The sequence below is a fragment of the Stagnihabitans tardus genome, from assembly GCF_009925085.1.
Lineage (GTDB): Bacteria > Pseudomonadota > Alphaproteobacteria > Rhodobacterales > Rhodobacteraceae > Stagnihabitans > Stagnihabitans tardus.
Genome location: NZ_JAABNR010000006.1, coordinates 33,052 through 44,887 on the forward strand (window position 1 = coordinate 33,052; position 11,836 = coordinate 44,887).

Below are 11,836 nucleotides of genomic sequence, written 5' to 3' on the forward strand. Positions count from 1 at the left end.
GCCGGAGGCCCGCGCCCCTTCCCCTTTCATCTTTTCCCAAATATCCCAGAGGGGGAGGGCCGCCCTGCGCGGCCCGGGGGAGGCAGCGCCTCCCCCCAAAGCATCTCTTGCGAAGCTCCGCTGGATCAGCGCGCCAGAAGAAGCTCCGCCTTCAGCCCGCCAAGCGCCTCGCTCTGCCCCAGCCGCAGCTCGCCGCCATGGCTGCGCGCGATATCGGCCGCGATCGAGAGGCCAAGCCCCACCCCTCCCCCCCGGTTCGGGTCGCGCGCCGCGTCCAGCCGGGCGAAGGGCTGCATCGCCTCCTCGCGCCGCGCCTGGGGGATGCCCGGACCGTCATCCTCCACCACGATCCGCAGAAACCGCTCCGAGGCCAGCGTCATGACCCGCACCCGGCTCCCATGGCGCAGCCCATTGCCGATCAGGTTGTCGAGCGCCCGCTCCACCGCCTGGACTCGCAGCCGCATCGGCCCGATCGGGGCCAGATCGCCCAAGGTTACCGCCTCCCCCCGCCGGGCCCAGCGGCCCACGAGCTCTTGCACGACCTCCGACGGCGCCGCCGTCACCGTCTCCTCCAGCGCATCGCCGCGGGCAAAGGCCAGGAACTCTTCGACCAGCCGCTCCATCGCCGTCACATCGGCCTGCAGGGCCTCGGTCTCCTCATCCTCGGGCAAGAGCGACAGGCCCAGCTTCAGCCGCGTGATCGGCCCGCGCAGGTCATGGCTCACCCCCGACAGAAGCAGCGTGCGCTGTTCGATCTGCCGTTCGATCCGCGCCCGCATGTCCAGAAAGGCCTTGCCCGCCGCCCGCACCTCCAGCGCGCCCCTTGGCTTGTAAGGCAAGGTCTGGCCCCGGCCAAAGGCCTCCGCCGCCTGGGCCAGGCGATTGATCGGCACCAGTTGGTTGCGCAGGAAAAGATAGGCCACCCCCGTCATCACCACCGAGGCCAGGATCGAGATCACCAAGAGCTGATGCGGATTCGACGCCGTGACCCGGGTGCGCGGCACATCGACCCGCATCAGGCCAAAGTCGGTGCGCAGCCAAAGCTGCACCTCGCGCGGGTTGGTCAGAAGATCGACGACCTCCAGCCCCGCCAGGCCCTCGTGCAGCACCGTTCCCACTTCGCGCCCCGACAGGTCCCACCAGAGCCGCTGATCCTGGGCCGGCGGCGCGCCGGTCGCGGGCAGCGCGGCCCCAAGCCCAAGCCCCGACGCGATGCGCCCCATCCCCGCCTGGGCCGCGCCCAGGTCGCGCGCCGCTTCCACCTCGGACAAGAGCCAGGCGACCTCGACCCGCACGGTCCGGCTCATCTGCCGCGTCACCCCGTCGAAATGGCGCTGGATGATGATCAGCGAGACGACAAGCTGCAAGGTCACGACCGGCAGGACCAGGATCAACAGGGCCCGGCCGATCAGGCCATGGGGCAGGAAGGATTTCATGCGCAGGGTCATGGGGTGAGCCTATCGCAAGCCGCAGCGCCTTCCCACCCCGGATTGCGCCGGGCTTGCACCCCGGGCGCTGCGGCGCCATGCTGCCGTCATGGACCCGATCTTGCGCCTCCTGGCCCCGAACCCCGGCCCCTGGACGGGCGAGGGCACCAATTCCTGGCTCCTGGGCGAGGACAACCTTGTCCTGATCGACCCCGGCCCCGACCTGCCCGCGCATGAGGCGGCCCTTGTCACCGCCATCGCCGGACGGCGGGTCGAGGCGATCCTTGTGACCCATGCCCACCGCGACCATTCGGCCCTGGCCCCGCGCCTGTCCCGGGTTCTGGGCGCCCCGATCTGGGCGGCCGGGGATCCCCATGGGGCCAAGACCCCGCGCCCCGACATGGTCGGCGGAGAAGGCGTCGACCGCGACTTCCGCCCCGACTTTGCCCTGGGCGATGGGCAGGTTCTGAGCCTCGCGGGGCTTCGGCTGCGCGCGCTGCATACGCCGGGCCATCTGGGCGGGCATTTCTGCTTTGCGCTGGGCGATCTGCTCTTTTCGGGCGACCATGTCATGGGCTGGTCGACCTCGACCGTCTCGCCGCCCGAGGGCGACATGGCGGCCTATCGGGCCAGCCTTGCGCGCCTCGCTTCCGAGCGCTGGCGACTCATGCTGCCCGGACATGGGCCCGAGATCCCCGATCCGGCGGCAAGGCTCGCCTTCCTCATGGCGCACCGCAACGACCGCGAGGCCCAGGTTCTGGACGCCCTGCGCGCAGGCCCCGCCCTTGCCCTGGACCTGGTGCCGCGCCTTTACCCTGGCCTCGACCCGGCGCTGACCCGGGCTGCGGCCGGCAATGTCCTGGCCCATCTGTTGCAACTGGAGGAAGAAGGCCGCGCCCATGTGCTGAAACCCGGGGCATCCAACCCCGCCGAATCCCGCTTTGCCCTTGGCCCCGGACCCCGCCCCCCCTGAAGACCTTGCCCCAAGCCTCTGTTTAAAATTATCTTTCCCCGAACCCCAACTTTTTTCATCTCCCCCCTTGCCGCCCCCGAAAGCCCCCGTTATACAGCCCCCCATGTTCCGGCGTAGCTCAGCGGTAGAGCAGCTGACTGTTAATCAGCTGGTCGTTGGTTCGATCCCAACCGCCGGAGCCAAATCCCCCCCTGATGGATGATTTGGCAGGAAACCCCAGGGTTTCCGTATGACGAGCGCCGCAAGAGGCATCCCCCCGAGGGGCCCGGTGCAGGCAGGTTCGCCAGGATACAACTGCGATGGACGCTTGACCCTTTGGGCCCTTGATGGGCAAATCGGAATGTCGGCCCGCCCTGCAGGGGAAAACCTGGGCCTGATCCTGGGGATTTGACGTGCAGCGGTTCATCCCACCCCTGTTGGCGCCTCGAAAGCAGCTGTCCCTTGGCTTGGCTGCAATCCTCGCGGCGCTGGCGCAGGCGTCTGGGGCGCAAGTGGCTTGCGGGCCCGAGGGCGGCTATGTCTACAGCCAGCTCCTGGATGACTTTACGACGTCCAACACCCTGTCCCTGGTTCTGTGGCGGGACACGCGGGATGCCAGGCACCGGCTGGGCATCGACCTTGCCGGACTTGGCCGTCCCACCCAACCGATCTACCCGATCAAGAACGGATGGATCGCGTCTTTCCATCTGGGCGGAGAGCCGCTCTTCAGTCTTGTGAAAGCCGGAATTGAGGCCGGGAGCCATGTGGCCGCCCCGACGACCTATCACGATGCCTGGGGCGCAAAGCTGGATGCGCTCGTGACGATTGACGGGCTGGTCAACGCGGGCGGGAGGTCGATTCTCTATGAATGGGGCGGCGACGAGGCCAAGCCCCCTCCGGATGAAGTGATCGTCACCTCGACCTGCGCCAATCTCATCGTGAATTTCCAATACGGCCCAAGGGGACGGCAGTGGGACAGCGAAGAGACAACCAGGGCCTATCTGGAGACGATGGATAGCCTGACAGAGGCCCTGGGGGCAGGCAGCCGGTCCACTTGCACCTGGGTGCTGACAGGCTGCGCCGAAGACCAGGGCGGGCCCTGAACCCTTTTCGGCCGGGCGCTGGATGGGCCGCGTGACCCGGTCGGCGAAAGATGAACCTCTTGCGGAGAGCCCGGGATGGAAGACCTGGCTGCCGCGCGCGGGATGGGCCTTCTGCGGATGGCAAAGCCTTACGCCCTTGCGGGGATGCGCTGGATCTGGACGGCCTCGGCGGCGTGGCGGCGGACCTCTTCCAGGGCGCGCTGGATCTGCTCCATACGCTCGCGCTGGTCGGTCACCTGGCGGCCCAGGGCCATCATCATCGGAATGACGAATTCCTCCATCAGCCGCGCCGAATCGGGCGGCAACTGACGTTCGGCCAGGGGGGCATCCGCCGCCGGGACCGGATCGCGGAACAGGACCTCGCGCCCCAGGTAGCGCTGGGCCACCTGGGCATTGCCCGCCGCATGCGCCGAGAGGATCGCGGCCCGATCCTCATGCGACAGCAAGAGCTTGGAGCCATTGGTCAAGAGATCCTCGTCCACCGCCATGGCGGCCAGCTCGAAGTAACGGCGGTCGGGGTCGCGCAGGCGGTGCAGCGGCAGGTGGCGGACGAATTCGCTCATCAGGGGCGACAGCGAGGAGTTCTGATGCACCTCGGGCCCGGTGAAGGAGGGATCGGCGATTCCCATCAGCCGCAGCACCGCCGCCGTGGGGCCATCGGGCATATCGGCCCGCTCGAACACGCCCGCCACGACCGAACCCGGGCCGAAGACCGTCTCGTAATGGGCAAAGCGGGCGGCGTAATCCATCCAGAAGAACTCGGCCTGCCGCGCCATGAAGGCGTCGAAGGACAGATTGGCGACCCTGGCATCCCATTGCCATTTCACGTTTTGCAGATACCAGCTTTCCAGCCAGAGATCCTGGCGCCGCATCATGGCGACGACCTTGACCTCGAACACCTCGGCCAGGGGGGCGAAGAGGTTGAAATCGCGGATCATCGACATGTCTTCATCCGACAGGATGATGTTGTCGACCGCCACGGGATGGGCATCGGCGCGGCGCGTCAGGTCTTCGGCCAGGTCGCGGGCCGAGAGCAGGCCGATGCGCAACCGGCGGATCAGGTCGTCATGGCGCACGGCGGCGAAGGGATACATGTAACCGCGCTGCAAGAGCCCGGGGAAATTGTCGCGCAGCACGCGCTGGGTCGAGGAGGTTCCCGTGCGATGAACCCCGACGTGAAGATAGAGCTTGCGCATGAGACCCCTTTCCTGCCCGTTCTGAGACTGGCTTCATGGGTCGCATGAACTGGTTACCAAATTCCCAACCAAAACGAAAAACGCCCCCCGGATCGCATCGCGGGGGGCGCTTTTTCAGCGGAACATCACCATGGCCCCGGGGCTCCAACCCACCCGGCAGCGGGTGCCGATATCCAGCACCGGGCGGCCAAAGACATTGCGCATCGACATGCGGATCGGGGCGTCGCAGTCATCCAGCGTGACATCGTAATAGGTCATGTCGCCGTAATAGACGACCTCGGAGACCGTGCCCATGCTTTCGCGGTCGGTGGCGGCCTGTCCGTCAAACAGCAGCGTCGCGGTCTCGGGGCGGAAGCCGATCGTGGTCTGGCCCGTCCCCGGCGCCGAGGAGATCTGCTTTTCGATATCGACCGTCAGGCGACCCAGGCCCGGGGCCTGGACCTCGGCGCGGCCCCCGGCCTCGGACAGGATCTCGGCCGGCAGGAAGTTCATCGTCCCGATGAAATTCGCCACCTGGCGGGTCTTGGGCAGACGGTAAAGCGTTTCCGGGTCGTCGAGCTGGGCGATATTGCCCTCGAACATGACGGCGATGCGGTCGGACATGACCAGCGCCTCTTCCTGGTCATGGGTGACCAGGACGAAGGTGATGCCGACCTCGCGTTGCAGCTTGATCAGCTCCAGTTGCATCTGCTCGCGGATCTTCTTGTCCAGCGCGGACAAGGGCTCATCCAAGAGCAGCACCTTGGGCTTGAGGATCAGCGCCCGGGCCAGCGCCACCCGCTGCCGCTGCCCGCCCGAAAGCGCATGGGCCGAGCGCTTGCCATAGCCCGCCAGCCCCACCATCTCCAGCGCCTGACCCACGGCGCGCATCTTCTCCTCTTTCGAGCGCGGATCGCGGCGCAGGCCGAAGCCCACGTTCTGCTCCACCGTCAAATGCGGGAAGATCGCATAGGACTGGAAGACCATGTTCGTGGGCCGCTTGTTGGCCGGCACATTGGCCATGTCCTTGCCATCGACCAGGACCACGCCCGAGGAAATCCCCTCGAACCCGGCAATGGTGCGCAGAAGCGTCGTCTTGCCGCAGCCAGACGGACCCAGCAGAGAGAAGAACTCCCCCGCCTTGATCGTGGCATTGATCCCCCGCAAGGCGTGGTAATCGCCATAGTATTTGTGAACGTCGCGGAACTCGATCATCACAGGCTTGTCGGATGAAGTCACAGGAAGCCTCCGGTATCCTTGGCACCAGTCCGGGCAAGGCCACGGCGGCGGAAAAATTCGGCAGTGGCCAGCAGAAGGACCGAGACGCAGACGAGGATGGTCCCCAGGGCCATGATATTGGGCACGTTCTTCGGAAAGCGCAGCTGGCCGAAGATATAGGTCGACAAGAGCTTCTGCCCCGAACCCAGGAAGTTCGCGATGATGAACTCGTCGATGGCGATGGTGAAGCAGATCAGCATGGCCGAGATGATGCCGGGCATCACCAGGGGCAGGATGACCAGGTAGAAGGTCGAGAACGGCCCCTCGCCCAGGTCCTGGGCGGCCTCTTCAAGGCTTTTGTCCAGCGACTGGAAGGCCGAGGTCAGGATCGCGACGGCAAAGGGCGTGCAGATCAGCACATCGCCCAGGATGATGGTGAAGAGGCTCAGCGGCACGCCGATCGACAGAAGCACGACCAGAAGCGCCATGGCCATGATCATCTCGGGCAGGACCATGGGCAGCATGATCAGCCCCGACAGTGACGCCGAACCCGGGAAGCGATAGCGCGTCAGGGCGCGGGCCGCGAGGATCCCCAGAAGCGTCGCGAAGACCGAGGTCGAGCCCGCCACGATGAGCGAATTCTTCAGGGCCTCTCCCAGGGCCGGGTCCGAAAAGACGCGGCCGAACCACTCCGTCGTGAAGCCCTTCAGCGGGAAGGCCGCCGTGGTCGAGTCGTTGAAGGCAAAGATCGGCAGGATCAGGATGGGGATATACAGGAATGCGAGGTAAAGCACCGCATAGCTGCGCAGGATCGGGAGTTTCATTTGTTCCCTTTCAGATAGCGGCGGTTGAGGAAGAGGAACAAGAGGCTTACCGCCCCCACGACCAGCATCGCCGAGACCGCAACGGCAGAGCCAAGCGCCCGGTTGTCGGCCTGCAGCATCTGAACCTCGATCATGTTGGCGATCATCGGGATCTTGCCGCCGCCGATCAGGTTGGGCGTGATGTAATCGCCGATGGTGGGGATGAAGACGATCAAGACCGCCGCGATCACCCCCGACATGGACAGGGGCAAGGTCACGCGCAGGAAGGTCGTAAAGCGCGTCTCGCCCAGGTCCTGGCCGGCCTCAAGGAGCGAGCGGTCGATCTTCTCCAGCGCCACATAGATCGGCAGGATGGCGAAGGGGGCATAGGCATGCGCCAGCGTCACGACCATGGCCTGGATGGTGAAGGCCATCCTCAGGGGCTCGTCGATGATGCCAAGGCTCATCAGCGTCGAATTGATCACCCCGGTCCGCGAGATCATCACGTTCCACATGAAGACCCGGATGACGTAAGAGGTCCAGAAGGGAATGGTGATCAGGAAGAGCCAGAGCGACTTCTTCGAGGGCTCGACATTGAACGAGACGAAATAGGCGACCGGATAGGCGAAGATCACCGTGGCCGCCGTCACGAAGATCGAAACGTAAAGCGACCGCCACATCAGCGTCATGACCACCGGGTCGGACCAGGCGCCCAGGTAGGTCTGATCCTGGACATATTCCCCCGTGGCCGCATCCAGCTTCAGCGAGGCGCATTCGCCGATATAGTTGCACAGCTGAAAGCGCGGGATGATTTCAAGGTAACCATCCGTGAAGACGGAATAGAGAAGCGTGGTCGCCAGGGGGGCGGCCAGAAGCAGAATGGCGAAAAGCGCCGTGGGAGAGATCAGATAGAGGCCGGTAGCGGCCTCCGATCTCCAGAAGCCCCGCCCTTGCGGTTCAGACATTGCACACCCTGTCGGATCGTTTCTTTTGATCAAATTAAGCAGCTTGCCCGCCACAGCGCAAGGCTTTTGCGCAAGCCGGGGCAAGCTGCCCAACAATTCGCCAGAAAACCGCGCCGATCAAGGCCTTGCGGCAGCGGTCCGGTTAAAAGACGCCGCTTTCGACGGCAATCGCCCGCTTTTTCAACTCGTCCATCAGCCGCGGCAGGACGTGACGCGCGCCCACGGCCAGTTGCATGGCCTCCACCAGGCGCTCATCGGGATGGGCCTCGGTCAGGCGCATGACGCGGCGTTGCGAGGCATTCTCGAAGACGATTTCGGTATGGCCGGTGCGATCCAGTCGCCAACCCAGAAAAGCCGCACCCTGCGGTGCGTGGAACGTGGCTTGAAGCCCCATGATATGACCCTCCGGGCGGTTTCTGCTCGAATTATATGCCCTTGGTCCAAAGCTGGCCCCACGGGGAGATTCCGTCAAGCCCTCCCCCCTTTTCCTCTGGCGGTTGAGTCAATCCGGTCACACTGGCTGGTCACACCGCCATATCGTCGGGCGGCGCGGACATCAGGCCCGCCAGGCGCCGCAGCCCCTCTTCCAGCCGCGCCAGGCTGACATCGCCCGCCAGGGCCATTCGCACCGCGTTGGGCGCATGACCGTTGACCATGACATAGTGATCCGAGGGCCGCAGCAGCACCCCCGCCTCCTCGGCCCGGCGCGCAAAGGTCGAACTGCGCCAGCCCTGGGCCAGAGTCATCCAGACGAAGGGCAGGCCCGGCTGCCAGGCGATGTCGAAAGAGCCGAGTATATTGGCGGCCATCCGCGAGCGGCTGGTGAAATCCTCCAGCACGCGGGTGCGGATCGCCTGGGCGGCGCCAGATTGGAAGAGGTCCAGCACCAGAGAGGCCACGGGCTGCGACAGGGCGAAATAGGCATGCTGCGCCGCAAGCCGTCCCGCCGTCCCCATCCCCGCCGGGCACAGCAGATAACCAAACCGCAGCGCCGCCGAGAGGGTTTTCGACAGCGAGCCGACATACCAGACCCGCGAGGGCGCAATGGCCCGCAGCGTAGGCACATCGTGGTCGCGGGGGGTATAGCATTCATCCTCGATGATTTGCAGATTGTACCTCTCGGCGATGGATACAATCTGCCGCCGCCGCTCCAGGCTCATCCGCGCGGTGGTGGGGTTCTGCGCATCGGGGGTCAGGCAAAGGACCTGGGGCATATGGCGGCGGCAAGCGGCCTCCAGCGCATCGGGGCGCATGCCCTCGGCGTCCATGGCGACACCAAAGACCTCGGCCCGGGCGAGGCGGGCGGCATAACGGAAGCCGGGGTAGCAGAGGTCCTCGACCAGGACAGCAGGACGATCCCCGCGCAAGACGCATTGCAAGACCAGGCTGACGGCCGACTGCCCGCCATGGGTCAGGACGACATCCTCGGGCGGCAAAGCGCCCAACATGCGGTCCGAGAGCCAGCGCACGACCGCGGCCCGCAGGGTGGACTCGCCGGATTGCGTCACATAGCCAAGCCATTGCGCGTCGATCTTCATGGAGATACGCCGCAGGCTCTCCCCCAGGGCCGCCACCTGCCCGACCTCGGGCAGCGACGGAGACCGCAGGTCCAGCCGCCCCGCAACGGGCCGCACATCGACCTCGGCCTCGGTCGGCGGAGGCGGCCCCAGACGCGGGGTTCGCGCCGCCACAAAGGTGCCGCGCCCCACCGTGGCCTCCAGGAGACCCTCTTGCGTCAGGATGCGATAGGCCCGCGCCACGGTGCCCGGGGTCACCTTGGCCTCCCAGGCCAGGTCGCGGACGGGGGGCAGCTGCGCGCCCTCGGCCAGGTCACCGCGCGCGATCCTCTCACGCAGATGCTGCGCCAGGGCCTGGTACTTCGGCCCCTCTCCCGTCAAAATTGTATCCATGACAATTCCACCTCTGGCCAAGCCGCAGCTGCGATTGTATCAATTCAATATCCGAATGTCCGGATTGTATCAATACAAAAGAGCGCATCATGTCGACCGCCGAGATCACCTTCCTGTCCCGTCACCCCCTGCCCGCCTTCTCGCGCGTGCTGGTGGCCCTGACCGTGACCCTGGTGACCTGGCAGTTGCGACGCCGGACCCGGGCCGATCTGCGCAACCTGCCCGATCATATGCTGCGCGACATCGGGATGAAACCGATGGAAGCCGAGGCCGAGGCACAGAAACCCTTCTGGCGCCCATAAGGCCCGGACCGCGATCAGAGCCCGCGCCGCCGCTCCCCGGCCGCGCCTCTGATCGCCCCAATTCGGAGCCTCGATTTTCCCCCGAGGTCTCCTGACCTGGGGCCGCAAGCGCGGCCCCCTTTTTCACATCAGAAAACCCGCGCCCTCAAAAGACGTTCGATTGCGCCACCGAGTCCTTCTTCACCACCAGGGTCCCGGCGATCATGTCATGCAGCCCCTGTTTGCGCTCGGTCCAGCCAACCATGAGAAAGCCGATGCCCAGGATCAGCGCCGAGGGGATCTTGGCGAAGTAGCGCCCCGTGGCGCGCCAGGGCGTCAGGCGCTGGCCGTTCAGATCGACGACGATCAGCCCAAGCGCCCGCTTGCCCACCGTTGCCTGCCAGGAGGACGCGGTCAGCAGGACATCGTACAGGATCGGAGCAATCATCGCGAGCAGCGTATACCCCAGCAAGAGCGGCCAATTTTCGATCAGCACCTGGAGCATGACCTCATCCTGAGAGGTCCCCGGCGCGATATTGGGCACGGTCATGAATCTCTCGATCGGAATGATGGCCCCCAGGACCATCTCGACGACCTTCTGGATGATGTTCAAGATCACCCCGTCGATCAGCGCCGCCCCCACCCGCCGCCAAAACCCGCCATATTCCGCCGTGATCGTTCCCGAATAACTCATCGCAATCTCCTTTGGCCAAAACTTGCCGCGCAAAGCCCCTGGCGCCAATCCCCCAAGAGTCACCGCCCCGCCCCTGTGGCAAGTCCGCGACACTTCCCCTTTCACCTTGGCACAAATATTCCACGGGGAGGTCCGGAGGGGTGTGAAACCCCTCCGGGCTTTCCGCAAGGCCCAGCCCAAAAGAAAAGGGCCCGCCGCAGCGAGCCCTTTCCACGAAACCTGAGAAGCTTAGCGCTTCGAGAACTGGAAGGACCGACGCGCTTTGCGCTTGCCGTATTTCTTCCGTTCGACGACGCGCGAGTCGCGGGTCAGGAAGCCAGCGGCCTTCAGCGCGGGGCGCAAGCTGGGGTCGTAAAGCTGCAGCGCCTTGGACACGCCGTGCTTCACAGCACCGGCCTGGCCCGAGAGACCGCCGCCGACCACGGTGGCCATGACGTCGAACTGACCTTCGACATTGGCGACGGTGAAGGCTTGCTTCAGGATCATTTGCAACACGGGACGGGCGAAATAGACCGCCAGTTCCTTGCCGTTGACGGTGACCTTGCCCGAGCCGGGCTTGACCCAGACGCGGGCGACCGCGTTCTTGCGCTTGCCGGTGGCATAGGCGCGGCCGAGCTTGTCACGGACCGGGGTGCGGACGATGGCGGCCGGAGCCGAGGGCGCCGCGCCGACGGCCGACTTCAGATCGTCGAGAGACTTGATATCGGCCATGTTCAGGCGCTCCGGGTGTTCTTCGGGTTCATCGCCTTGACGTCGATGACCGCGGGGGCTTGGGCTTCATGCGGGTGAGCGGCGCCAGCGTAGACTCGCAGGTTCGTCATCTGCTGACGGCCCAGCTTGTTGCGCGAGATCATGCGCTCGACCGCCTTTTCCACGACACGTTCGGGATGGGCGCCTTCGAGGATCTGCGAAGCGCTGCGCTCCTTGATCCCGCCGGGGTGGCCGGTGTGCCAGTAGTACTTTTTGTCCTGGCGCTTCTTGCCGGTCATCTGCACCTTGTCGGCGTTGATGATGATGACATTGTCGCCCATATCCATGTGCGGCGTGTAGGACGGCTTGTTCTTGCCGCGCAGGATGGTCGCCGCGATCGAAGCCAAGCGGCCCAGGACGACGCCTTCAGCGTCGATCAGGACCCACTTCTTCTCGATATCCGCAGGCGTTGCGGTGAAGGTTTTCATATCGGAACCCGTGGTTGGTGAAAGCGGAACCGGGGTCCCGCCGGGGATGGGGGCTTATCACCGCAAAGCCGCAGCGCGTCAAGTGGGTGAAGACCTTCAAATATCGTTCTCTTTCAATGCCTTGACGATA

13 protein-coding genes and 1 tRNA gene are annotated in these 11,836 nt (G+C 65.3%); 4 read left to right on the top strand and 10 right to left on the bottom strand.

The features are described from left to right. Positions 1-125 precede the first annotated feature (125 nt). Entirely contained in the window at positions 126-1,448 is a 1,323-nt protein-coding gene (locus tag GV832_RS07635) for an ATP-binding protein (RefSeq protein WP_168774259.1), read from the bottom strand. 88 nt (positions 1,449-1,536) lie between these two features. Here GV832_RS07635 and GV832_RS07640 point away from each other — a divergent pair, with 88 nt between their 5' ends. The 3 genes from GV832_RS07640 (at position 1,537) to GV832_RS07650 (ending at position 3,482) form a co-directional block, all read left to right on the top strand. Then, entirely contained in the window at positions 1,537-2,400 is an 864-nt protein-coding gene (locus tag GV832_RS07640; RefSeq protein ID WP_168774260.1) for an MBL fold metallo-hydrolase, read from the top strand. Between the two features lie 107 nt (positions 2,401-2,507). Continuing rightward, positions 2,508-2,582: transfer RNA gene (locus GV832_RS07645), tRNA-Asn, on the top strand. Positions 2,583-2,846: 264 nt separating this feature from the next. Further along, positions 2,847-3,482 carry a hypothetical protein gene (locus GV832_RS07650; protein ID WP_168774261.1) on the top strand — a complete coding sequence of 212 codons (636 nt, stop codon included), beginning with the start codon at positions 2,847-2,849 and terminating at the stop codon, positions 3,480-3,482. A 128-nt stretch (positions 3,483-3,610) separates the two neighbouring features. Here the strand turns inward: GV832_RS07650 and GV832_RS07655 are convergent, their stop codons facing one another. The 6 genes from GV832_RS07655 to GV832_RS07680 all read right to left on the bottom strand — a co-directional run bounded on the left by GV832_RS07655 (position 3,611) and on the right by GV832_RS07680 (position 9,553). Continuing rightward, positions 3,611-4,678 carry a hypothetical protein gene (locus tag GV832_RS07655; protein WP_168774262.1) on the bottom strand — a complete coding sequence of 356 codons (1,068 nt, stop codon included), beginning with the start codon at positions 4,676-4,678 and terminating at the stop codon, positions 3,611-3,613. 114 nt (positions 4,679-4,792) lie between these two features. Continuing rightward, on the bottom strand, positions 4,793-5,896 hold the full coding sequence (locus GV832_RS07660) for an ABC transporter ATP-binding protein (protein WP_168774263.1): 1,104 nt from the start codon (positions 5,894-5,896) through the stop codon (positions 4,793-4,795). Next, positions 5,893-6,699, bottom strand: a complete 807-nt coding sequence (locus tag GV832_RS07665) for an ABC transporter permease (RefSeq protein WP_168774264.1) — start codon at positions 6,697-6,699, stop codon at positions 5,893-5,895. The genes GV832_RS07660 and GV832_RS07665 overlap by 4 nt, the downstream gene beginning before the upstream one ends. Further along, positions 6,696-7,643 carry an ABC transporter permease gene (locus GV832_RS07670; RefSeq protein ID WP_168774265.1) on the bottom strand — a complete coding sequence of 316 codons (948 nt, stop codon included), beginning with the start codon at positions 7,641-7,643 and terminating at the stop codon, positions 6,696-6,698. The genes GV832_RS07665 and GV832_RS07670 overlap by 4 nt, the downstream gene beginning before the upstream one ends. Before the next feature lie 142 nt (positions 7,644-7,785). Continuing rightward, positions 7,786-8,037 carry a hypothetical protein gene (locus tag GV832_RS07675; RefSeq protein ID WP_168774266.1) on the bottom strand — a complete coding sequence of 84 codons (252 nt, stop codon included), beginning with the start codon at positions 8,035-8,037 and terminating at the stop codon, positions 7,786-7,788. 130 nt (positions 8,038-8,167) lie between these two features. Further along, positions 8,168-9,553, bottom strand: a complete 1,386-nt coding sequence (locus GV832_RS07680) for an aminotransferase-like domain-containing protein (RefSeq protein ID WP_168774267.1) — start codon at positions 9,551-9,553, stop codon at positions 8,168-8,170. Between the two features lie 89 nt (positions 9,554-9,642). Between GV832_RS07680 and GV832_RS07685 the strand changes: the two genes are divergently transcribed. Next, positions 9,643-9,855 (top strand): DUF1127 domain-containing protein, encoded by a 213-nt coding sequence (locus GV832_RS07685; RefSeq protein WP_168774268.1) that lies wholly within the window; start codon positions 9,643-9,645, stop codon positions 9,853-9,855. A 145-nt stretch (positions 9,856-10,000) separates the two neighbouring features. On the opposite strand, the gene GV832_RS07690 is transcribed toward GV832_RS07685, so the two are convergent. The 3 genes from GV832_RS07690 to rplM all read right to left on the bottom strand — a co-directional run bounded on the left by GV832_RS07690 (position 10,001) and on the right by rplM (position 11,706). Beyond that, the gene (locus tag GV832_RS07690; protein WP_168774269.1) at positions 10,001-10,528 is read right to left on the bottom strand and encodes an RDD family protein; all 528 of its coding nucleotides are present in this window, start codon (positions 10,526-10,528) and stop codon (positions 10,001-10,003) included. 228 nt (positions 10,529-10,756) lie between these two features. After that, entirely contained in the window at positions 10,757-11,239 is a 483-nt protein-coding gene (rpsI, locus tag GV832_RS07695; RefSeq protein WP_168774270.1) for a 30S ribosomal protein S9, read from the bottom strand. 2 nt (positions 11,240-11,241) lie between these two features. Next, positions 11,242-11,706, bottom strand: coding sequence for a 50S ribosomal protein L13 (gene rplM, locus GV832_RS07700; RefSeq protein ID WP_168774271.1), 465 nt, complete (start codon positions 11,704-11,706; stop codon positions 11,242-11,244). Positions 11,707-11,836 lie beyond the last annotated feature (130 nt).

Excerpts from the sequence above, each read along its gene's own strand:
- GV832_RS07655 (WP_168774262.1), bottom strand. The coding sequence starts at position 4,678 with ATGCGCAAGCTCTATCTTCACGTCGGGGTTCATCGCACGGGAACCTCC.
- rplM (WP_168774271.1), bottom strand. The coding sequence starts at position 11,706 with ATGAAAACCTTCACCGCAACGCCTGCGGATATCGAGAAGAAGTGGGTC.
- rpsI (WP_168774270.1), bottom strand. The coding sequence starts at position 11,239 with ATGGCCGATATCAAGTCTCTCGACGATCTGAAGTCGGCCGTCGGCGCG.
- GV832_RS07670 (WP_168774265.1), bottom strand. The coding sequence starts at position 7,643 with ATGTCTGAACCGCAAGGGCGGGGCTTCTGGAGATCGGAGGCCGCTACC.
- GV832_RS07675 (WP_168774266.1), bottom strand. The coding sequence starts at position 8,037 with ATGGGGCTTCAAGCCACGTTCCACGCACCGCAGGGTGCGGCTTTTCTG.
- GV832_RS07665 (WP_168774264.1), bottom strand. The coding sequence starts at position 6,699 with ATGAAACTCCCGATCCTGCGCAGCTATGCGGTGCTTTACCTCGCATTC.
- GV832_RS07640 (WP_168774260.1), top strand. The coding sequence starts at position 1,537 with ATGGACCCGATCTTGCGCCTCCTGGCCCCGAACCCCGGCCCCTGGACG.
- GV832_RS07635 (WP_168774259.1), bottom strand. The coding sequence starts at position 1,448 with ATGACCCTGCGCATGAAATCCTTCCTGCCCCATGGCCTGATCGGCCGG.
- GV832_RS07680 (WP_168774267.1), bottom strand. The coding sequence starts at position 9,553 with ATGGATACAATTTTGACGGGAGAGGGGCCGAAGTACCAGGCCCTGGCG.
- GV832_RS07690 (WP_168774269.1), bottom strand. The coding sequence starts at position 10,528 with ATGAGTTATTCGGGAACGATCACGGCGGAATATGGCGGGTTTTGGCGG.
- GV832_RS07685 (WP_168774268.1), top strand. The coding sequence starts at position 9,643 with ATGTCGACCGCCGAGATCACCTTCCTGTCCCGTCACCCCCTGCCCGCC.